Genomic DNA, 20,882 nt, shown 5'->3' on the forward strand with positions numbered 1-20,882 from the left:
TATTAATCAATGATATACTTTTTTTGCATTACAATGATATTATCAATCTTTCCAGTTAGTGAAATATCAGTGCGGCGTTTGGAGATTGTACAGGAGAAAGTGAGCAGATGATAATTAAAATAGTCCGTTGTGATGGGACGTTCTTGCTTTAATATCAGCCCGCTTGTTTCGGAGGTGGCGAGGTCTTCGAGAAGATCGCTGATGGTTTCGTAATAAATAATCCTTTCCATACCTTCGATGGTAGGAGGAAGATTATCCGTTTCGGGAGTTGGGTCGGTGAGTACATGGACTTCGAGGGTTAATTCTCCGCGTCTCATTTCTCCGGAACGCTCCCAGTTAATTGAATAATCAAGGAATAAGGCCGGGGTGGTGAATTCGAACTCTTCAGGGGATTCGGGTTGACCATTGTAGAGGTCGATGAATTCGGGTGGGTACAAGTGGGCTTCATTAAATACGGCTTTGGTCGCTTCTGTTGAGAATAGATTTTGGATGGTAGTATATAGCTCTTTCATAAATTTATTGCGTTAAATGGTTGTTTATTAAAATATTGTCACTATATTTGCAGTGCTAGGCTTGCGAGTCGAGCGCGACCTCCACCCGTTAAGGAATTTATTTCTTGGCGGGTGGTTGTATTTTATAGCTTTCGTAAATCAAATTGCCCTCACTGTCTAAGATTAGAATTCCTTTCAACTGGGTTTCCTGCAATTTGTAGTTTGCCTTTGCTTTTATCTTTCCAATAGTGCCCGTATCTGTCTGCGCTGACAGCTTTACTACTGCATAGTCTGCCTGTTGTGCTGCATTGTCAAGATGCGCACTGATACGTTTTCCGTTTCCTTCGAGGCGCTTAAAATCGGTGACCCATTGAGTATCCTTACCAAATTGAAGAACTGCATCCGCATTTTTGGCAGTATTATGAAATTGCCAGCCATCCGGGTAAAACTTGGGTTTAAGAGCAGAATCTTTGGCGTGAATTTCAGGCAGCAATGAGGCTTCGGTTATATCGTCTTTTATCCGGAGCAGATCGGACAGGACTTCAAGATTACCGCGTAGCTCATCCACACCGTGCATTACATGCTGGTGTATCGGAACATCGCGGCCTCCGGCCTGTATGTAGGTATCAATATAGGCATTTTCAGGGGGAAGGTATGCGATGGCTTTTCGTATTTCTACGCTTGGTACACCTGTATAATATGGGTGTCCCTTGGGGAATATAAGCCCGGTTTCTCCGCAATTAGTACGGAACATGGGGTCGATAGGCAGAGTGTTGTAAGAAGTGCCAGGCGTTTCTTCCACATCATCGTCGGGAACCTGAATGGCTTCACAACGACAGTTCCAGCCGTTGGGCGGATAATAAGTACGCCAGAACGGGTCGTCTACCCTTTTGGTGATGCCATTCAGAAGGCGGTGTTCATTACGCACACTGTCGTCTCCGGCTGTTTGATAGCGGAGGTACGGGAAGAGGCTTTGTTGTGCCTTGAACTCTTGCCAGCGGGCGGACTGTGTAGCAGTGGCTATACAGGTATCGTATTCGGTCTGTAGCCAAGTAACGTTGAATTTGTTGTTGATGGTGGCTACCTGCTCTTTAAAATCCTGAAAGGTACGTAAACTGCCATCTTCATCACGCAAGGCGTCGGTGATGGTGCGGAGTTGCTGGTAATTCTTTGCAGCGGAAAAGCTAAATACATTCTGTGTCAGACGCGTTAGTGTCTCATAGTCCGGAGTATCCCAGTCTACGGATACAAGATCTTTCCCGTAGCCTGTATAAACTCCGTTTAATAATGTTTTGGCTGTTGAAGAAAGAAGTTCCGTGTCGTGCCGGACACCCTTTTTTTGCTCATAGACGGTAGCGCACAGACGTGCTATCTCTTCAGCAAAGTCGGGCAATTCATGCGACTGTGCGACAATGCGGGACTTTACCGGAGGATATAGATAAGATACGGGGGCGGGGCATGCCTCCCCGGAGGATGCCCCTACTGAAAATTTGCAAGAAATCCTCCGGGCTTTGCTTTGGCGATAAGCGAGGGTGTGGGACTGGGTGGAACGGGGTCTCCGTCGATGGGGATATTAAATGTCTTGCTAATCCATTTTGTGGGGATGGGATAGCCTTTATCCAAGAGGGTGCGGACGATTTCAAAGTGTTCTTTCAGGTCGAGCCGGACACTGGTGTCGAACATAAATTCGTCGGTTTCGGGGTTTATATCCCATCCGTAGACTTGCAGGATTCGCAAAAGTTGGTCATTGACCGTGAAGGTTACAATACGATGATCGGCAGCTGCTATCTTATCGTCTAAATTGCGTTCGTGTACTTCGGACTGGGAACGGCTACTTCCATTGTCGGAAATCATTGTACCACCTGTAAGAGGTTTGCCGATTTCGGTGTTGATGCGCTCTATTTGTTTGTCGTAGACTTGGTAGGCGTCACTGCCGGAGAAGGGCTTGATGTCGATGGTTGTACCTTCGGGGAGTACGGCCTGTGCCGCTTCTCCCAGTGCGGTGAGCATTGCATCTATTTTATCAATGTCGCCCTGTGAAGTTTTGTTGGTGGTGGCCGTGATGAGCGGAAAACCGAAACGCTCGGAAAATTCAGCCCATGACTGCTGGGCGTTACGTTTCCAGATGAGCTGACCGCAGATGTTGGACATGATACCCAGATCGGAGGGTTTGCCGACGTGAATAAGGGTGTTTTCGTATCCGGTGGCATAGGAAATTCCGGTGGTGGCGTTGACTTCGGGTAAAACCATAGACATAACAGGCACGACATTCCGACGCGGTACAAGAGCGAAGTTCATTTGTACAGGGTCGGTAAGTTCGAGGAGGGTGTAGCCGTAATATGGGGCTTCCAAAACGTCCTCCATGAAGTTATAAAACCATTCTTTTTTGAAGAGTTTTGTTTTTTCCTCATTGACTTCGCCTGTCTTACGGTCGATGATGGAGAAAGGGGCACATAGTGTGGCCGCTTTGCGAAGTTCGATCTGGGAAATGAAATGGCCATCGTCTTTGAGATTGTCGTAAAGGTCTTGCAGGAGGTAGAGACGCGGTGTATTCACATCGCCTGCAAGTTCTAATGCCTGACGCCATTTACGAATCTCGGCACGGGTGGTGTCTTTGAATTCTTTTATGATTTTTGCCACAATCGTATCGGAACGTTTTGCGGCTGTTTTTGGGACTTTCTTATTTTGATTAGCACACATACAATATGGATGTTTTAAATTTAAATTAAATCAGTTTAAACACGAATACGGGGATTCTAATACTTGTTGTCGTTGGGCTTGTATCGAGAGTGAAGACGAATGTCGCCTTTATACTCGTCGGTGGGAAGCTGGGGAAGGTCGGTGGGGATTTCTCCGGAGCCGACGTTGGTAAGCCAGTCGAGCGCATCGCTATATCGTTCTTTGCGATGCTCCGGGATGGATTTGGGAGCTTTCTTCGCCCACAGGTGGTAGATGGTGATGTCGATGGTAATCATAATGATGTAGTCGTCGCGGTCGTCTCCGGTAGCGGAGAAGATCGTGGCGCAGTCATACCGACCACCGATGTACTTGCGTATCTGGGAGATGGCGAACCGTTCGGCCTGCAAAATGGCGGCACGGTTCTCCGTTTTGTCGAGCAGACGCATCATTTCATCGCGTGCCTGAACTTCGTAATCTGATTCTTGTATAAAGTTTGCCATGTTAATAACAGTTTTTGGATTTTGAACGACGTTCCTTCCTGCTCGTGGTGCGGGCGGGGAACTTTTCGACAAAGGTTATTTTATTGAGTTTGGATTCGGCTCCGTGCCACGCGTCGGGGCCGTCGTCGTTGGCTTGGGAGCCGCGTTCGAAGGCTAGAAACTGATCGACGAGGGTGATAAAATCGGGGTCGTTCTGGTGGTGAACATTGAATATGACGTTGTGACGTTCGAAGAAACCGGACGTTGATTCAATACGGTCGAACTTGTCTGTTTTGCCACGTTTGTCAGCAACAACAGGGATATGATAACCACGTTCGTCGCCTTCGGTGTCGAAGTCATTTACGAATTCATCCATCGCAAAAAGGCCTTCGATGAAGTAGGATATGTTGTAACGGTCGAGTTTCTTATCTTCATAGAGATCGTACAGCCATTTGGCGCATTTGGCGCGGGAGCCACGACGGAGATAAACATAAATGATGTGATATTGACGGCCTGTTTTGCCAACCAATAGCATGGCTTTGTAGTCGCCTGCCGCCTTGTAGGAAAGGTCACCATAGAAGCACAGGGCGTCGTACTGACTAAGTGGGAGCATTTGACCCCAAATGATGTCTTCGTGTTTGAATACTGCACCGTCTTGTATATGCACGTGCATGTATTCGCGCATGAAAGAACGGTAAGGCGTGGAGTTGAATTTTTTGCGCCAGTATTCGGCATTGTTCTTTTCCGGCCATTCGGGTTCAAAGGTATTCAGGTTCTTGACTGCACAGACTTTAAGTATGTAGTAGTGGGACGTGTCACCGTCTTGTGCGGCCTGCTGTATGCCTTGCAGGAAGAGCAGACGGAGGCGGTTGGTGATACTGTTTTTATGGAAATTGTTGTTGGCATATATGAAACGGTCGGTGCAGTCTTCGTCGGAATCAAAGCAGCCCCAAACGTCTTCGGTGATGAATTCGATTGCTTCGCGCATGAGTTTGTCGTTGTTGACGTGGCGTTTGTTGTCTACGTCGTCAACTACGATATAATCGGGGCGGTTTTCGCCTTCGCGCGCACCACGGGGAGACTGACCGAAGCCCAGTGAGGTGAATTTTACTCCGTCGGTGGTGGTGAAATCACCATCCGCCCAGTCGCCAAATTTGAAACGATGGCCGTAGTCGTTGATGATACGCTGGTTGTACTGCAATTGCGCTTGCAGGGATGAAAGAAGCTTTTTTGCTTTCGGTTCCGTCTCACCAATCAACAACATATATTTCATGTCGTTCATGGCGAGATACAGGAACAAGGGGATTCCCATGTCTATGTGTACAGACTTTGCGGCTGAACGATACCATTCGGCTAAAGCACGGATATGACGGTTCTTTATGATCTCTTTTGCCAATTTCCGGTGAAACCACGCACATTTCTTTTTGGCATAGTTGGGGAAATAGTACTCAAACCACTTAATGTAATCCGCTTCAAGGAATTTCATACGACGCGCCTTATCCGCAGGACTTTCATGGATGCGGATGCTGGTGGACTGCGCTATGCGCTGACAATGTTTGTCGTAGTCGTTTAATATTTTATCATATCTGGTTGACATAGAAATCTGTGTTTAGGATTCGAGACTGATGCGGTATTGCAAGAACAGTTTGTGAAATTTGGTGAACTGTATAGCCATTGCCGGCTCCTGCTCTGCCATCCAGTTATCAAATTCACGAAATACGTCCATGACGGTGCGCACGTTTATTTTTTTGTCCAGCTGGTCGATGGCGGACATGATTTTACTAAGTTGATCGGCCTTCACGTTCGACTCCTCACCTTTCGCGAGCTTTTCGGCTTCCTTGAGGAGCAGTTCTTTGATTTTGAGCGGTGTCAATTGGGATTCGGTTTTACGATCATCCCATGACTTTTCGCCCTCACGCCCTTTCTTCCATCGGCTGACGGTCTGTTCTGTTACCCCAAGATTTTCGGCTATTTCACGCCCTGTAAGGCCGAGACGTATGTACATATCTTCGGCTATCTCACGCTTTTTATCGTTGCTTATTTCTGCCATATAATACCTTATTTTTAGACAAAGATGTAGTCTAAATACCTGAAAAGAAAGAATGTGTTCAAGCGTTAAAACCGCGTGTTCAAGGGGTGTACAGATAATTGGTTTGTGCGGAAAAGCAGATTATGTTTGTTGAAAATTTAAAGACGCAATGGCAAAAGGTAAGAAAACAGGTGAGGTTAAAATATACGGAGATATTTATTCGTTCGGGTATAATTCGGGCGCCAGCTTCATCGAACGTTTTGAGGACGCCCGAAAAGGTGCAGATGAGATAAACGTGCACCTGCATACGGACGGAGGAGACGTGATAGAGGGCACGTTGATTTATAACCACATCAAATCATGTGATATTCCTGTAAATGTCTACATAGACGGGGTGTGCTGTTCGATGGGAACGGTGGTGATGATGGCAGCCAAACGGGTGTATATGTGCGAAAACTCTTATCTGATGGTACACGCCCCGCAGGGGGGCTGTTATGGTACGGCTTCGGCTATGGAGAAAGTGGCAAAAGGGTTGCGCGGAATGGAGAAGAACTTCAAAAAAATATATGCTGCAAAAACAGGTAGAAGTGAAAAAGAGGTAGAGGAATTGCTGGACGGGGATAACTGGTTTACAGCACAGGAGGCAATGGATGCGAAATTGATAGACGGGATTGTGGAACCAATTGCCACAGACGTAACGCCTATTTCCGCGGAGGAATTGAAAATGCAAACACCTACTGCGCTGTATAACCGTTTTTCTGCCTGCCTGAAGGCGGGAACACAGGAAGAGGATAAGGCTTTTAGTAATAATCATAAAAAACAGAGTGAAATGGACAAAGAGGGTTTGATTAAAAAATTCGGGCTGACGGGTGTTACGGCACAGAGCAGCGATCAGGAAATTGAGGACGCTATTCAGGCAAAACTGGACGCGGAGAAACAACGGGCGGACGATGCGGAGAACAGGGAGAAAGCGGCGGAAGAGAAACAGATTACGGATGCTGTAGAAGCGGCTTTCAATGGTAGTAAGATTACAGCCGAAGAGAAAGCCGTGTATGTGGCAATCGGTAAGAAGAACGGTTTTGAAGCATTGAGTACGGTGTTGAAGGGAATGAAACCTGCTCCGTCACTGGTAAGCGCGACACGGGGAGGAAATGCCGGAGGAACTGCGACGGGTGCACGCACGGAATGGACGTGGGAGCAGTGGCAGAAGGAAGACCCGCGCGGGCTGGAGAAGATGAATAGGGAGGAACCGGAGAAGTTTAAGGCGCTTTATGAGGGAGTGTTTAAATAGGTTTTAAACTGGCTTTAAATAGTTTTTTTAGTGAAATTTTAGTTGAAAGAGTGAAGATGAAAAATTTGAAAAGTAGATTGATTACAGCGTTTCTTGCGCTGGTGGTGTGTGTGGTGATTGGTTGCGTGATTGCTTCAATAGTCGGGATTCCGTTGTGGACGGGTGCTGTGGGGATGGTGGCAATTGGCGTGGGAATGAGTTTCGTTCGTCTGCCTAACGGGTTGCGCGCGGGTGTGTATGTGGAAGTGTGGACACGTCAGGTGGTGGAGCATTATACGCATGCGATGGAGGGTACGTTTCTGGATGGTATCCCGGACTTTTCACAGTATTCCGAAAATGATGTAATCCACCTTAGTGATGTATCCGGTGACCCGACGGTGCTGGTTGATAATACGACGTATCCGTTGGAGATTGAAGAACTGGAGGACGGGGATATTTCGATCAAGTTGAGCAAGTTTGAGACGAAGGCTACGAAGGTGACCGATGATGAGCTGTATGCACTGGCGTATGATAAGATGGCGCTGGTGAAAACGCGACACGGAAACAAGTTGAGCGAGGGGATGCTGGATAAGGCTATTCACGCTTTTGCGCCTACGGAGGACACGGCAGAGACTCCGGTGTTGGTGACAACAGGAGAAGCGGACGAAACAGGCCGACGGAAATTGCAAAGAGTGGATATTATCAGCCTGCGACGGAAACTGGATAAATTGAAGGTTCCTAAAAATGGCCGTAGACTGGTGTTGTGCAGCGATCATATTTCGGACTTACTGGAGTGTGACCAGAAGTTTCAGGGGCAATACCATGATTATTCTACGGGAGTGATCGCAAAGATGTATGGCTTTGAGATTTATGAGGCTGTGAACTGTCCGTTGTTTGACTGCACGACGAAAAAGAAAAAGAGTTTCGGTGCGGTGGCTACGGGGAATGATTTTGAGGCGTCTGTGTTCTTCTACGTTCCGCGCATGTTCAAATGTAAGGGAAGCAACAAGATGTATTACAGCAAGGCTGAAAATGACCCTGTGAACAAGAGAAACCTGATTAGTTTCACTGCAAGATTCGTAGCTCTTCCGCAGAAGAAGGAAAAGGCTGTAGGCGCGATTGTGTCGGTGAAGAAGACTGCGTAATGTTTAATTGGAGGAAGAGAAGATATGGCAAGTAAAGCAAAAGCAAAAAAAGGAAACGAAGAGGCGGCCAGAATCTGTAAAGAGCTAGGTTGTGGCAAATTGTTTATCAATACCAAAGGGGAATACTTTACGGAGTACACTTATGCCCTTGCAAGCGAAGGCGGGGACAAAAAGAAGGTTGAAACGTATGAAGACAGAACAGAGGTAGAAGAGGTTGAAATACCTATAGCTGAAGAAAAGAAAGCGGCTAAAGATAAAGAGCCTGCCAAAGAAAAGAAAGCGGACGAAGTGAACAAACCGGAAAATACGGACGGGAATGAGTGACAGGGTAAATATCAAAAAAGGCAAGGTCGGGAAAAGCGTACTGGGCAGCTATGAAAAGATTTCTGCACTGGTGGGGTATTTCGGAGCTGTGGGCAGTGGAGAAACGACGCTGGCAGAAGGGCAATACGCTTTATTGACGGCTACGACAGACATGGCGGCCTTTGGTATCAGTGAAACTGCGAATCCGCTTCTGTACCATCATATTTCGGAATATTTCCGTATAGGCGGTAAAGGGGTGCGGCTGTATGTGCTGAACGTGAAAAAGGGAGCAAATGCCGGGTTTGTAGAACTGATTACCGACAAGAGTGTGGAAAAGATGATTGCCGGGGCGGATGGAACTATTTTCAATCTGGGATTTGCGTACATTCCTGCGAGTGCTTCTGTGGTGGATGGTGTGCCAAGCGAGACGCTGCCAGCTATCAAAGCGGCACAAAATCTGGCAGACTGGACGCAGAAAACGAACCGACCTGTGCATATCGCGCTGGAATGTGCCGGACTGGGGAGTGTGACAGCGGCTACAATGCTGAATTTGCGCGATCTGAAAACGGACGGGGTGGCGAATGATTGTCCGCAAGTGTCGTTGATGATCGGGCAGGACTGGGATTTTGCGGAGACACTGACGGGAATGGAAAAGAAGTTTGCCGATGTGGGAGCCTTGCTGGGGTGCATGGCTGCACAACTTGTATCGTACAACGTTGGAGAGGTGGCTACCATGATACTGACGGATGCAAACCGGGGAAACTGGGTGAATGCCGGGCTTTCATCACATGAAAAGGTGAAGGAGAAGGAGGACGAACTGGATGGACTGAATACGAAAGGGTACATTTTCGGTGAGTATTACTCCGGTGTGGTATGTTTGAATGACGATCATGTGTGCGCACGCATTGTGGAGGATAAGGACGGTAATATGAGTGAAAGTACAATTGCTCTTAGCCGGACGAACTGCAAAGTGATGAGGGAACTGTATGCCGCTTATTTGCCGAAGGTGAAAAGCACTGTCCCCGTTGATAAGGAAACGGGAAAGATGGGAACGGGTACGGTGAAGTACTTTGAGGATATGGGGAATGACGTGTTTAGTAATATGGCGGCAAGTCAGGAACTATCTGGAGGGGAAACGGAAGTGGATGGAGAGAGTAATCTGCTGACGGGAGAGCGGGTGTTGAAGGTGTTTTATCGGTGGGTTCCGATGGGGTGCATCGGAGGTATCGACGGAACGGTGAATATTAAAACTTCTATTTGAGTATGAAGATACGTAGAGATGGAAAGGCGTATGATGGTGGGGATGCGACCGTGTTTGCACTCGGACAAATGTGGGAGGAAGTGGTTGAAATAGACTATAACACGACGCAGGAACATCAGAAGAATTTTACGTTGGGAAGCCGCAGGGCTACGAGCTGGAGTCAGGGAAAGATTGAGGATACGGGGAGCATTACGATGATGATGAATCAGGCGGTGTCGCTGGAGAATGCCTGTAATGGGGATTTATTGAATATCAAGCCGTTTCCTATCAATGTGACGTTCGTGGATGGATATAATCAGATTGTGAACGATACGATTCTGGCGAAATTCCAATCACAGGGACGAACGGTGAACACGGAAATGGGGTTGAGTAAACAGTATGAGTTGTTTGTGCTGGAAGTGACTTACAACAGAGTGTAGAATATCAGGAATTAACAGTTTAAATAATTGGAAAAATGGAAATTACAAAAGAGTTGATAGCAAGCAAAAAGGTGGAGAATCCGGGGTGTAAAATAGCAAAGGTTGTGCTGAAAGCGGAGGATGAGAAGTCTGTGGCATTGGAGATTCTGGTACGCAGCCCGAACAGACAGGTAATCAGTGAAGCAGAGAAATGGGAAGCGACGAATCCGGGAAAGGCAAAGGAGATTTACGTGAAAAGTTGCGTGCTGACGGACGTTGAGAAAGTGGTGGCGGATGATAACCTGTTTTATCAGGCGTATTTCGCAATTACCGATCTGCTCCCTTTTCAGAAGCCCGAAACAGAGATATTATAGCGGGATGCCCTCCGCTGCTGGATACGGCAAACACGGACTATGTGAGAAAGTATAATGCGCTGATGAGCTTTTATTTTCATATTCCGTATCCGGAGCGTTTATCAGATGAAACATGGGCAGAGAAAGTGAGACAAATTGAATGGCTTGCCCGGAAGGGGCTGTTGGGAGTAAAAGTGGAAGAGTGAAGTTATGAGATATACAGTTGATTTGATTTCCCGTTATCAGAGTGCTTTCGGATTTGTAGGGGGGACACTGGTGGGTGAATTGGAAGGGCTGGCAAACGGGGCTATTTTTAAGGCTGGCATAGCTTATAATGAGGCACGATGGGAAGCGAAAAAGTTAGGCAGAAAGGAGCCTAAATATGACGCTAACTTATACGCTCCGGCAGACTGGCACTGGGCGGAAATGACCCTGACGCATGAGGATACAAAACTGAACTTTTCTATCGGGGGACTGACATCGGAAACGGAGGGGGTGTTTGCTCCTCCTCCACTGATGCGATTCAGAAGAACAAAGAATATCACTGTAACGGTGGTGGACGGTGGAGATGAGGCGGAGATTGTGGAAAACTTCGGGGTAAACAGTTGGGATATTGAGTTGAATGGGTTGCTGGTGGATATGGATGAACATGCGTATCCGGGGACGAAGGTGCAGGAATTGGCGAAGTTCTTTGAAATTAACGATGTGATTGAGGTGGCCTGTCCGTTATTGCTGGACATGGGGATAAAGTCGATTTATTTTAAGGAACAGGGATTTGAGCCAGTTGAGGGGTTTCCGGATACGGTGAAGTATTCATTGACGGCTAAGAGTATCAAACCTGCGCTGTTCTCTTTAATCTAGGTGTGAGATGTTGTATTTGAATTTATGCTCACGGTTGACCATTGAGCCGCAAACGGGCAAGAAGGTGGTTTTAGACCGGATTTCATCGGCTGAAATAAGCAAGACGGTGGAAGTGCTTGGGGATAAGGCGACGGTGGTGATTCCGAAACGGTATGGAGATGGAACGTATGAACTGACATCTCATATTGCAGCAGGCGACAGGGCACGGCTGGAATTGGGATATAACGGGGAGTTGAAGGTTGAGTTTGAGGGGTATATACGGGAAATAGAAAGCGGGTTTCCGATGAAATTGCATCTGGATGATGAAACGTTCTTTATGAGGTCGAATTCATTTGTGAAGTCGTGGAAGACGGTGAAACTTAAAGAGGTGCTGGAGTATATTGCTCCGGGGTATGAAATAGATTGCCACGACGCATCGCTGGGAAAGTTTCAGATTGATAGTCAAAGTACGCTGACGGTGCTTAGGACGTTGAAGGAACGATACGGATTTTATTCGGCCATCCGGGGGAAAAAGCTGGTATGTAAGTTTAAATACGAGATAGCAGAAGCCAAACAGGTGCATGTGTATGATTTCTCTAAGAACGTGAAGAAAAGTTCATTGAAATATAAACGCAAGGAGGACAGGAAGATACGTGTGAAGGCGGTGAGCTACAACCGGGACGGAAAGAAGGTAACGGAAACGGTGGGAAACAAAGAGCAGTTTGCTTCGGTGAAAACATTGAGTTTTGCGAATAAGACGGCTACGGAATTGAGAGAACTGGCACTGGCGGAATATAAGCGCGTTTGTTTTGATGGGTTTGAGGGAAGTGTGACGGGATTCGGAATACCTCTGACAAATGCCGGAGATACGCTGAAAATAGTCTCCAAGCGGGAACCGGAACGGGAAGGACAATACCTGATCGAAAGTGTGACGGTGCGCTATGGGAATGCTTTTTATGAGAGAATTAATCGACTAAGTTACAGGATATGACAGCAGAACAGGCTTTTGGAGAAATGGTGGAGTCACTGATGAAACGTATGGGGAATACCGGGGCAGGTTGCCGGGTGTGTATCGGTACGGTGAAAGAGGTGGATGAAAAGGAAGGAACGTGTGTTGTTGAGCGGGATGATGCTCTGGAACTGAATGAGGTGAGGCTGAATGCGGTGATTGATGAGGAGATAACGGACAGGTTTATGGTGGTTCCTGCAAAGGGCAGTTTTGTGATGGTGTTGCTTTGGGAGGCTACGGAGGGGATGATTGTGGCAACATCGAAGATTGAAAAGGTGATGATGAAAACCGGGGAGATTTCTGTTGAAGTGTCGGCTAGCGGAGTGGTGATGAATGGCGGAAAGCTGGGAGGGATGATTGATATTGCAAAACTGACGGAGAAGGTGAATACGCTTGTAGATGCGCTGAATAATCATACACATCTGGTAAATACAACGGGGTCGGCCAGTGCTCAATCGGGAACGGCGGTAGCTATTACCAGTAAAGTGGCGAAGTTGAAGAAAGGGGATTATGAAGATGAGAAAGTAAAGCATTAAGGTATGAGACGGGGAATTTTGCTAGGGGATAACGGTGATTTGCAGGTGAAGGTGGTGCGGGATTCTTCCGGATTGATAACGCAGGGGTTGGTGGCAGGTGAAAGTGATTATACGCATGTAAAGTTGATAGTAGAAAGCAGTCAGGGTGATTTTAAGGATTATCCGGTGCTGGGAATCGGTGAAAGGTATCTGAAAAGCGTAGGACGGGCGGCAGAAATGAGGGCGGATATATTGACACAACTGGAGCTGGACGGATATAAGGCAGATGTACAGGTGAGCGACACAGGAAAGCTGGTGATTGATGTGGAATGAAGTAAAAAATAGGTGATGATGAAAAAGAATGTGCAGTTGTGGGTTGCGGTATTCCTTTGCTTTTGCGGGGTGGTTTTGTTGTTTTGCGGATTTTGGGTGGCTCCGGTTGGGGAGATTCATAATTCGGTATTAGTGGCCTACGGTGAGATTTCGGCATTTGCAGGCTCGGTGTTTGGAATTGATTATGTGCGCAGCACGGCATTTAAACGGGGTTTAAACGACATTGAAAAGAAACTTAAAGACAAGGAGGAAGAAAAAAATGAATAAACCAATTTACATTGTGATTCATTGCTCTGCAACACGCGAAGACAAGGATTTCACGGAGAAACAAGTGAATGAGGCGCATGTGGCTCGCGGGTTCGGGAAATGGGGGTATCATTATTATATCCGGAAAGACGGAAGAGTGATAAAGATGCGTGCGGAAAACGAGATCGGGGCACATGATAATTGTATGGTTCCGGGTGAAAAGTTAAGTTATAACCGTTGTTCGCTTGGTATCTGCTATGAGGGAGGGCTGGACAAGAATGGGAAGGCGAAGGATACACGAACGGAGGCACAAAAGAAGGCTATGGCCGCACTGGTGCAGGATATTTGCAAGCGGTATCAGATTTTTGATGTGCTGGGGCATCGGGATACTTCGCCAGATAAGAACGGGAATGGTGTGGTTGAGCGATGTGAGTGGCTGAAGGAATGTCCATGTTTCGATGTGAAAAGTGAGTTTAAAAGTTGGTTGCCTGCTATAATTGTGAAGCCATGAGGAAAAGGTTGTTGATTTTGTTAATGGCGTTTTCGCTGTTTTCCTGCTCTACCAAAAAGGTGAGTACGGAGCAGGTGGATTATTCCAGACTGGTAAGCGAATGGCGGGAACTGGCGGCCAGATATGAAAGGCGGTCGGAAGTGTACAAGGATAGTCTGGTGATAGTGAAAGGGCTGATGGAAAAGAGCAGTAATGTGGCTGACAGCATTTCGCATCTTGAAACTTCGTATGCGTTGAGTGACGCGGCTATCAGAGGCGGGAGGCTTTATCATTGGATTGAAAATAAAGATAGTATTCCGGGACGGGTGAAGTATGTGTTTATTGAAGTGGAGAAGCGGGATACACTTTGGGTGGAGAAGTCGGACACGGTATTCATTGAGAAAAAAGAATATAAGGAGACTGTGAAAGAAAAGAAACGCCTGGGAGATGTATTCTTTTATACGAGTGGATGGATTGCGTGGGGGCTGGCGTTGGTTGGTTGCGGGATTTGGTTCAGGTATAAGGTAAAGAAGGGGGAGAAATGAAAGTAGTGGCATTGGATGGACAATCGTTGGTGGATATTTCGATTCAGGTGTATGGAAGTGCGGAAGGGGTTTTCATACTTGCACGTGAGAACGGGCTGGAGGTGACAGATGTACTGAAACCGGGACAGGTGCTGGAGTATTCGACAGGTAATGTGATTGCGAAAAGCATTGCACAGTATTTCACTACGAAAAAGATTCATCCTGCTACGAGTGTTCCATTCAATCCGGAAGAATCGGTGTGGGAAGATATGTTTGATTTAACTTTTTAATGGTATGGCTCGGAGTGTACAGGAAATAACGGACTATCTGAAGACGAAGTTTGCAGAGGACAGCACATTGCAACAAGTGTACGGTCTGGAGGATGGAAAGACGTTTGATGAACAGTTCTCAAAAGTGAGTATAGAGGCAAGACTGATTGACGTGTTTGCATGGACGTCGTGGGGACTTGAAAGCATTTGGGATACTTTCAGGACGGAAGTGGAAACGGTGCTGAATGATTCGTATGTGACCGGAGAACGCTGGTATTATCAAAAGGCACTGGAGTTTCAGAAAGGGGATAAACTGGCTTACAACGAACGCACATGCAGATTTGACTATGCGCAGGTAGACGAGGAAAAGAGGGTGGTGAAAAATGTTGCTATCCGGCAGGTGATTGATGAAGGGGTGACGAAACTGAAAATATATTTCAGTGATGCAGGCAAGCAGCCGATCACGGGGGATATTCGGACGGCATTCGAATCGTATATGCGGGAAATAGGTGCGGCTGGTACACATTTCCTGTTTGTGAGCGAAACACCGGACGAATTGAGAGTGCATCTGCATGTGTATTATGACCCGCTTGTGCTGAACAGCGCAGGAGAACGTATTGAGGGAAGCGGGAAACCTGTAGAGGAGACTATAGAGGCATATCTGAACGCGCTGGAATATGGCGGAGTGTTTTATTCTTCGAAGCTGGTGGATATGATTCAAACGACGGAAGGCGTGAAAGACGTCACGCTGGACGAAACTACGTGGGATGGAGAAAAGGAATACCGGAGACGAATTGATGCGAATAGCGGGGCTTTTGCCTATGTGAAACAGGATGGAGACATCATTTATTCAATAGACTGATGAACTGGGGAAGATGGATTATTGAACGGCTACCGAAAAGATTGCGGACTGTGACTTTATTTACGTTGTGCATGGTATATACGGCATTCATAAGGAGGGGACATGATGAATTCCTGGAGTGGCAAAAGAAAATGAAAATACGAATGTCAGGAAGTCCGCAGGCGTGTATGCTGAAGAAAGTGATATATGACGAGCTGGGGATTAATATTGAAATAGAGGAAGGGAACGGGAAACCGTATGATTTCATTATAAAGACCGATTTTTCAGATGTGGACAAAGAGAGGCAACTGTTTGCCTTATTGAATAGATATAAGCTGGCGGGTAAATCGTACATATACGAAAACTCTTCTGTTTCTTATTTAGCATATTGGGATAAGTTTGTATGTGAAAAGACCATTGCTCAAGCCGAATATTATTGGGGGGCATTTGTATGTGAAAGACGGACGATTCGCCCGGAAACTGTGATTCTGACTATGAACTATCATTATAAATATGATGCTTCGTTCAATACTAGCACAGTATATAAAGTTTCAATTGTGGCAGGCAAAGCAATAAAGTCTGATTTGTTGATAACGGCTGATATGTATGTACCCGGTTATGATACTCCTCTTAACCCTGAATTTGTTATGAAGAAAGGAGACAGCTATTTTGAAGTGGAGACATGGGTTATAGACAGACACGCAAATGAGAAGGTGAAACCGTCGTATGATAATTATTATGAATACAAATTAAGCGTAAAAAATATATATGAGTGATATAATCATAAACACAGGGATGCAAAGAGCTACCGAACTGACAGTCAGTAAGGAGGTAGGCGGGGTTAGTGTAACAGGGTATCCACGTATTTATAAACTCGGAGATTCTTTCGGAAATAATGCGGCTATGACGAGTAAAGAGTTGGCGGAAATCTCTATTGAAGCATATCAGGCGAGATTGACCGATTTTGCAGCGTATGTGGAAAGTATTGAAATTGGAATTTCAATTGATATTTCAGAGGCTTACAGGGAGAATCTGACGGTATGTCCAATTTAAAACAATTAGATTTATGAGTTCTATATTAAAAAAGAAAGCGGAAGAGATAAGGGATGAGGTGAAATTGAGAGCCAACTCATCCAAACGCGTAGGCGGATTGCTGGTTGAAATGATTCAGCAAATTGAATTATTAGTTTCAGATAAGAAGATAGTAATCGAATCCTTGCAGTTTAAATCTGATAAGGATGCTGCCTGCTTTTCTTTTGACGTGGCAGATGAGAACGACAATAAGAAAAATTATAAATTGGATATTCCTATTGCTTCCGAAACTTTAACCGGGGTTTTGACTCCGGCAGAACTTTCACTCATCCATACCAAAATAGAAAAGGTAAACAGCTTGTTTACGGAATATAATGTGTCAGCCAACCATCCTACGGAGGGCGTAAACGGGACGAATATATATACGTTTGAAAAGGCCATAATTAAGGTTCCTGCAACGATGAGGAACGGTGGTGTAAAATGTGTGTTTCTAGCCTATGATCTTGGTAGCACGGAAAAGACACATGCTGAAACTTGGATTTTTGACGGTGGGATATTTGTTGATAAGAGTAATTGGAAACAATGGGCGACACAAACAGAACAGGAGGATATAACCCAAATACTTCAAGAATCACTCAATTCATTAAATCAGGAGATTAACAAGGAAATGACGCTTGCTATTAGTCAGATAGATACCAAAGTGGATGAAGCGGTGAAGGACAAGACATCAAAACCTCTGATTATCTCACAGGCTGAAAACAAGGCAGGAACCTATAATGTGGGCGGGGAAAATATTGATATTTGGGAAAGAAGCGTGCAATTACTTTCATTACCTAAAACACAGGAAGAAAGTAAGGAATACGTTATTGCGGATGAGCCGTTAGGCTTTGGGACGTATGTTAGCATAGAGTCTTTTGTTGCTTCGACTGGAAAAGGATTGAATAAGGAGTTTTTCAACTTCAATTATGACATTACCCGTTTTTACATCAATTCTCAATTACAGACGTGTGTTGTGTTAAAATGTAAGAATGCCGTGAATGAAGAGGTTAACGGCCTGATGCACATTCAATATTGCAAATTTTGGGGTGATGTGGTCGAGTTTGATATTACGCTTCCAAGCTCGGTTGACAAAGAGGCTGTTTCGTTGGAAATCCCACCTTTGAAGTATAACAAGAAAATGGCATTCAGCTACATCACGGATGACAGCTATGCCATCTACCAGTACATTTTCTCTGCCATCAATAAACGGCTGGTTGCTAAGGAATTCAAGCTCCCTGACGGGCGTGTCTTAAGTTACCATTTAGGGATGCAGGGAAAGCCCGAATTTGACAGGTATGTTTCAGGCGGCTATTATCCGGAACATTTTGCCCAGTGCACGGACGGGGCGGGCGTGAAACACCGGTACGCCACGACCGTATCCGCATGGGGCGACAAACTGAAAGACCAGTATATCGGGCAGGATGTCGGGATGCATTGGCCGTGGACATCCGAGAAGGAATTCAAATTCTATTTCGATTTCGGGTTCATGTGCGCCTACCATGACCTGATAGGTTATGACATTGATACGGTGAATACGCAGGAGGAGTTTGACAAGTGCATGTCGGATACCGTGGCGTTGTTCAGGGAATATGTCGGACGCGTGCCCAAACTGATGGTCGAACCGAACGGGGATCATAAGTATATAAGTTTCTCCCGCAATAATGATATCGTGCAAATGATTAGCGCACAGTCGGGCGACCCGAGCATCAGGAAGGTGTATCCTTTCAAACCGGATTTCTCATTGGGCAAAGAGGACGTGACCGTAGAACGCCTGTTCGCTTATGGGAATGACATGACTGCGGATAATGACAATCCGCAGTACGCACAGGACTTGTTGGACATTCTCTCCGGATTCAATACCGCAACGGACAGGAACACTATATACTGGCTTATCGGTTCAGCCCACCGCAGTTCACACTGGGAAGCCGTATTGATAAGGAAGATACATGAGCTTTACGGGGACATCGGGAATGACTCCCTCTGGTTCCCGACATTGGAGGAGTTCTTCGAATACTGGTATATGAGGGAAAACACGTTGTCTGTAAAGACTGTAACGGAAACGGGGGTACACTACAGGATGTATGTGCCTAAAGGGGTTAATTTCTTTTTCAGGGATTTGTCCGTACTCATATCAGGTGTGCCGTCACTGGGAGGAGTGTCTGTTACGTCCGGTGATAGTGTGTATGGGACTTCATTCGGCATGAATGACGGCAAGCTGCTGGTCAACCTCGACTTCAACCCGTTGCTGATGGAACGGGTGAACAAGTATGTGGAAGCTTTTGAAGCCGATTACAACAAGGAATACGCTTATGACGACGCCTATTATTTTGTACAGATGCTGAAGGACGGTTTGAAAGAGCCTTATCTGGCGAGAATCAATAAATGGGTGTCACCGCCTGTACTTGAATCGTTTGTGATCAATGGTGGACAGGATTTCACGCAAGACCGGAATGTAACATTAAACATAACGTACAGCGGACAGGCGCCATCTCACTACATGGCCGGTGAGAATGCCGGCTTTGCCGGAGCGTCATGGGTGGAATATACCGCGAACCCGACATTTAAATTATCAGAAGGATTCAACGCGAAAACGGTTTATGTCAAGTTGAAGAACGTATACGGGGAAACCGGAACGTTATCAGATGGAATAACCTTGCTTGAGCCGACACTGACCCTTAACGGCATCACGATAGATAACGGAGCAGCTTCGACGATACAGAGGAATGTAAATGTAACATTTGACTACCTCGGATATCCGACTCATTATATGATTTCGGAAAGTTCATCATTTACAGGTGCGACATGGGTGGAATTCACAGAAAATCCGATAGTACAACTATCCGCATCTTATGGCAACAAAATACTGTATGCAAAATTGAGAAATGCCACAACTGAAACGGTATCCAGGTCAGCCGCCATCGAGTTGATAGATACTGTTACGGCACGGTTGAACAGTATTGCTATCAACAATGGTGATACCAGCACGGACTCCGGTATTGTATCGGTTAAATTTGAGACGTTGAATACCATCACTAAATACAAGATCGGCAAGCAGGCGGATTTGTCCGACTGTGCAGACTGGATTGTGTGGGCTGGTTCGACAGTTCAATATGACTCAAAAATAGCGGATGGCAATTTAACGGTATATGCGCAGGTTGGAAATGGTACAACAGAATCTTCAGTCAAATCAGATTCTATACTGGTAGTGCAGCCTGTTGTGTTAACAGGAATAACGCTGGCAGATGGAGAAGATTCTTTTGCCGGCTATACCGTGCCTGTCTCATTTGAAATCAGTCAGGGGACTCCGACGCATTACAGGTTGGCGGAAACAGCAGCGGGCTTGACATCCGCTGCCTGGTTAACGTGGAAGGATGGTATTACTTATAAGTTCTCCGCAATAGGCAATAAGACTTTGTATGCACAAGTTAAAAATGCATTGTCGGAGTCGGGAATCGTTAATGATTCTATCAGCCTGACAGAGCCTCCGGTTAAGGTGTTGATAGCTTTTAATGCAGCAGTTAATAACACCGTTGAGTATTCTGTCGCAAATGGGGATACCATCAACCAGATAGTAATGGCTACACATCCGGGATATGAAGCCAAACAACTGAAGGATAGCCAGGGGAACCTGTTACAGTGGTATATTAATTACGATGCCGGCAAGTATTCCAACAATGCCATATTTTATCAGAATGGCATGAATAACTATATTTCTAATACGACAGCAAATGATGAGGGAGTATATCCGGCAGCAACTTTCATGAAATGCCAGGCATCAATGAAAAATGTAAGTGATGGTGGCAACAGGCTACGCATCTCATTAAATCTTCCGGCAGGAAGGTATAAGGCGAGAATTCTCTATTCTCCTGCTGACAATTTCCTGCTGGAGGAGAAATACAGGGTCAATTCTTATTATGGTGTATTCGATTGGGAAACAGAGCTGGCGATAGTCAAGGTAGGAACGGAAGGTTTCACGGGTAAAGGGAATAACCAATATAATAATGAGTTTGAGTTTACTGTATCCGGTAACAGACGTGACATTGACTTCGCGGCATGGCAGGAAGGTTCACCCGTTCAGGGTTTCAGGCCGGGAATGAATTTAATCGAGCTCACAAGGCTGTCTTAATATTAATCTTTAAATAAAAAAAGTATGTATCAAATTAATCAAAATTGTATCGCATGTGGTAATTGTATCGCAGAGTGTCCGGTGGGGGCTATCAAAGAGGGGGATCATTATTCTATTGACACTGAATTATGCACGGACTGTGGGGCGTGTACTTCAGAATGTGCGGCGGATGCCATTGAAAGAGTTCCGGAACCTTCAAATACAGGACAG

At 46.0% G+C, this 20,882-nt stretch carries 25 protein-coding genes and 1 pseudogene; 20 read left to right on the plus strand and 6 right to left on the minus strand.

Features of this window, described 5'->3' with window-relative positions; translation table 11 throughout:
* Positions 1-2: 2 nt before the first annotated feature.
* The 6 genes from AB5443_RS18505 to AB5443_RS18530 all read right to left on the minus strand — a co-directional run bounded on the left by AB5443_RS18505 (position 3) and on the right by AB5443_RS18530 (position 5,699).
* On the minus strand, positions 3-512 hold the full coding sequence (locus AB5443_RS18505) for a hypothetical protein (protein ID WP_368114282.1): 510 nt from the start codon (positions 510-512) through the stop codon (positions 3-5).
* A gap of 97 nt (positions 513-609) precedes the next feature.
* Positions 610-1,884 carry a phage minor head protein gene (locus tag AB5443_RS18510; RefSeq protein ID WP_368114281.1) on the minus strand — a complete coding sequence of 425 codons (1,275 nt, stop codon included), beginning with the start codon at positions 1,882-1,884 and terminating at the stop codon, positions 610-612.
* Between the two features lie 86 nt (positions 1,885-1,970).
* Complete coding sequence (locus AB5443_RS18515; RefSeq protein ID WP_368114280.1) at positions 1,971-3,191, minus strand: DUF935 family protein; 1,221 nt, start codon at positions 3,189-3,191, stop codon at positions 1,971-1,973.
* A 56-nt stretch (positions 3,192-3,247) separates the two neighbouring features.
* The gene (locus AB5443_RS18520) at positions 3,248-3,670 is read right to left on the minus strand and encodes a phage protein Gp36 family protein (RefSeq protein ID WP_368114279.1); all 423 of its coding nucleotides are present in this window, start codon (positions 3,668-3,670) and stop codon (positions 3,248-3,250) included.
* Between the two features lies 1 nt (position 3,671).
* Entirely contained in the window at positions 3,672-5,246 is a 1,575-nt protein-coding gene (locus AB5443_RS18525) for a hypothetical protein (protein WP_368114278.1), read from the minus strand.
* 12 nt (positions 5,247-5,258) lie between these two features.
* On the minus strand, positions 5,259-5,699 hold the full coding sequence (locus tag AB5443_RS18530) for a helix-turn-helix domain-containing protein (protein WP_368114277.1): 441 nt from the start codon (positions 5,697-5,699) through the stop codon (positions 5,259-5,261).
* 148 nt (positions 5,700-5,847) lie between these two features.
* Here AB5443_RS18530 and AB5443_RS18535 point away from each other — a divergent pair, with 148 nt between their 5' ends.
* The 20 genes and pseudogenes from AB5443_RS18535 to AB5443_RS18630 form a co-directional block, all read left to right on the plus strand.
* Complete coding sequence (locus AB5443_RS18535; protein ID WP_368114276.1) at positions 5,848-6,969, plus strand: head maturation protease, ClpP-related; 1,122 nt, start codon at positions 5,848-5,850, stop codon at positions 6,967-6,969.
* Positions 6,970-7,025: 56 nt separating this feature from the next.
* Entirely contained in the window at positions 7,026-8,093 is a 1,068-nt protein-coding gene (locus AB5443_RS18540; protein ID WP_291590625.1) for a hypothetical protein, read from the plus strand.
* A 24-nt stretch (positions 8,094-8,117) separates the two neighbouring features.
* Positions 8,118-8,417 carry a hypothetical protein gene (locus AB5443_RS18545; protein WP_368114275.1) on the plus strand — a complete coding sequence of 100 codons (300 nt, stop codon included), beginning with the start codon at positions 8,118-8,120 and terminating at the stop codon, positions 8,415-8,417.
* A complete protein-coding gene (locus AB5443_RS18550; RefSeq protein ID WP_368114274.1) occupies positions 8,410-9,657 on the plus strand; it encodes a DUF2586 family protein in 1,248 nt (415 codons plus the stop codon). The genes AB5443_RS18545 and AB5443_RS18550 overlap by 8 nt, the downstream gene beginning before the upstream one ends.
* A 2-nt stretch (positions 9,658-9,659) precedes the next feature.
* The gene (locus AB5443_RS18555) at positions 9,660-10,076 is read left to right on the plus strand and encodes a hypothetical protein (protein ID WP_291590620.1); all 417 of its coding nucleotides are present in this window, start codon (positions 9,660-9,662) and stop codon (positions 10,074-10,076) included.
* A gap of 35 nt (positions 10,077-10,111) precedes the next feature.
* Positions 10,112-10,429, plus strand: coding sequence for a hypothetical protein (locus AB5443_RS18560; protein ID WP_291590618.1), 318 nt, complete (start codon positions 10,112-10,114; stop codon positions 10,427-10,429).
* 41 nt (positions 10,430-10,470) lie between these two features.
* Positions 10,471-10,614: a hypothetical protein gene (locus AB5443_RS18565; protein WP_291590615.1), complete on the plus strand. Its 144-nt coding sequence runs from the start codon at positions 10,471-10,473 to the stop codon at positions 10,612-10,614.
* 4 nt (positions 10,615-10,618) lie between these two features.
* On the plus strand, positions 10,619-11,269 hold the full coding sequence (locus tag AB5443_RS18570) for a DUF6046 domain-containing protein (protein ID WP_291590612.1): 651 nt from the start codon (positions 10,619-10,621) through the stop codon (positions 11,267-11,269).
* Positions 11,270-11,276: 7 nt separating this feature from the next.
* A complete protein-coding gene (locus AB5443_RS18575) occupies positions 11,277-12,239 on the plus strand; it encodes a hypothetical protein (protein WP_368114273.1) in 963 nt (320 codons plus the stop codon).
* Positions 12,236-12,793, plus strand: a complete 558-nt coding sequence (locus AB5443_RS18580) for a hypothetical protein (protein WP_368114272.1) — start codon at positions 12,236-12,238, stop codon at positions 12,791-12,793. The genes AB5443_RS18575 and AB5443_RS18580 overlap by 4 nt, the downstream gene beginning before the upstream one ends.
* A gap of 3 nt (positions 12,794-12,796) precedes the next feature.
* On the plus strand, positions 12,797-13,105 hold the full coding sequence (locus tag AB5443_RS18585; RefSeq protein WP_291590607.1) for a hypothetical protein: 309 nt from the start codon (positions 12,797-12,799) through the stop codon (positions 13,103-13,105).
* 18 nt (positions 13,106-13,123) lie between these two features.
* A complete protein-coding gene (locus AB5443_RS18590; protein WP_368114271.1) occupies positions 13,124-13,372 on the plus strand; it encodes a hypothetical protein in 249 nt (82 codons plus the stop codon).
* Complete coding sequence (locus tag AB5443_RS18595) at positions 13,365-13,862, plus strand: N-acetylmuramoyl-L-alanine amidase (RefSeq protein WP_368114270.1); 498 nt, start codon at positions 13,365-13,367, stop codon at positions 13,860-13,862. Before AB5443_RS18590 ends, AB5443_RS18595 begins: the two co-directional genes overlap by 8 nt.
* Positions 13,859-14,386, plus strand: coding sequence for a hypothetical protein (locus AB5443_RS18600; protein ID WP_368114269.1), 528 nt, complete (start codon positions 13,859-13,861; stop codon positions 14,384-14,386). Before AB5443_RS18595 ends, AB5443_RS18600 begins: the two co-directional genes overlap by 4 nt.
* Positions 14,383-14,655 (plus strand): LysM domain-containing protein, encoded by a 273-nt coding sequence (locus AB5443_RS18605; RefSeq protein WP_368114268.1) that lies wholly within the window; start codon positions 14,383-14,385, stop codon positions 14,653-14,655. Before AB5443_RS18600 ends, AB5443_RS18605 begins: the two co-directional genes overlap by 4 nt.
* Before the next feature lie 4 nt (positions 14,656-14,659).
* The gene (locus tag AB5443_RS18610; protein WP_368114267.1) at positions 14,660-15,496 is read left to right on the plus strand and encodes a hypothetical protein; all 837 of its coding nucleotides are present in this window, start codon (positions 14,660-14,662) and stop codon (positions 15,494-15,496) included.
* Positions 15,497-15,627: 131 nt separating this feature from the next.
* Positions 15,628-16,251, plus strand: coding sequence for a hypothetical protein (locus tag AB5443_RS18615; protein WP_368114266.1), 624 nt, complete (start codon positions 15,628-15,630; stop codon positions 16,249-16,251).
* Positions 16,244-16,528, plus strand: a complete 285-nt coding sequence (locus tag AB5443_RS18620) for a hypothetical protein (RefSeq protein WP_368114265.1) — start codon at positions 16,244-16,246, stop codon at positions 16,526-16,528. The genes AB5443_RS18615 and AB5443_RS18620 overlap by 8 nt, the downstream gene beginning before the upstream one ends.
* 13 nt (positions 16,529-16,541) lie before the next feature.
* Positions 16,542-20,672 carry a hypothetical protein gene (locus AB5443_RS18625; RefSeq protein WP_368114264.1) on the plus strand — a complete coding sequence of 1,377 codons (4,131 nt, stop codon included), beginning with the start codon at positions 16,542-16,544 and terminating at the stop codon, positions 20,670-20,672.
* Positions 20,673-20,696: 24 nt separating this feature from the next.
* A pseudogene (locus AB5443_RS18630) lies at positions 20,697-20,849 on the plus strand (4Fe-4S binding protein); the annotation flags it as partial.
* Between the last annotated feature and the right edge of the window lie 33 nt (positions 20,850-20,882).

This window comes from Bacteroides sp. RTP21281st1_H5_RTP21281_210402, from assembly GCF_040918965.1.
Classification (GTDB): domain Bacteria; phylum Bacteroidota; class Bacteroidia; order Bacteroidales; family Bacteroidaceae; genus Bacteroides; species Bacteroides congonensis.